A 540-nucleotide genomic window follows, 5' to 3' on the forward strand; every position below is an offset into this window, starting at 1 on the left:
ATTCAGCCTTTGGCCAGCGGCGTGCGCGCTTCCCGCAGGATGGGACGTGGTATGCGAACCGCAATCGCAGGACGCGTGCCAGTAGTGGCTTAATACGCGCTGGACAACACTGAATCCGGCGCATTATGCCGATAAGCAGGAGGCGAAATGACGCAGCGTTTACCGTTAGTCGCCGCCCAGCCGGGGATCTGGATGGCGGAAAAACTCTCTGATTTACCCTCCGCCTGGAGCGTGGCGCACTATGTGGAACTGAATGGCGAGCTGGATGCCCCCTTGCTGGCAAAAGCGGTAGCGGTAGGGATGCAACAGGCGGATACGCTACGGATGCGTTTTACCGAAGAGAACGGCGAGGTCTGGCAATGGATAGATCCTGAGTACACCTTCGGCGAGCCCACGAGACGGGCTCCTAGCTCGTATGCCGGCTTACGCCGGAATAAAAAACCGTATGCAACCCGAACACGTCATCGATATCGTCAGCCTGGCAACGTGGCTTTACGCAGGCGGACGCCAGCGTTTTGACGTATCGTGCAAGAGCAATCG

2 protein-coding genes are annotated in these 540 nt (G+C 58.1%); both read left to right on the top strand.

The genetic code is table 11. The features are described from left to right. A partial coding sequence (locus EHSB41UT_RS25105) for an MbtH family NRPS accessory protein (RefSeq protein ID WP_423226871.1) occupies positions 1-85 on the top strand: 85 nt, incomplete at its 5' end. A 62-nt stretch (positions 86-147) separates the two neighbouring features. Continuing rightward, positions 148-519 carry a condensation domain-containing protein gene (locus tag EHSB41UT_RS24165; protein WP_207626755.1) on the top strand — a complete coding sequence of 124 codons (372 nt, stop codon included), beginning with the start codon at positions 148-150 and terminating at the stop codon, positions 517-519. The last annotated feature ends 21 nt before the right edge of the window (positions 520-540 follow it).

This window comes from Parendozoicomonas haliclonae (assembly GCF_900174585.1).
In the GTDB taxonomy this organism is placed as follows: Bacteria; Pseudomonadota; Gammaproteobacteria; order Pseudomonadales; family Endozoicomonadaceae; genus Sansalvadorimonas; species Sansalvadorimonas haliclonae.

Coding starts and splice junctions, on each gene's coding strand:
- EHSB41UT_RS24165 (WP_207626755.1), top strand. CDS start 148: ATGACGCAGCGTTTACCGTTAGTCGCCGCCCAGCCGGGGATCTGGATG.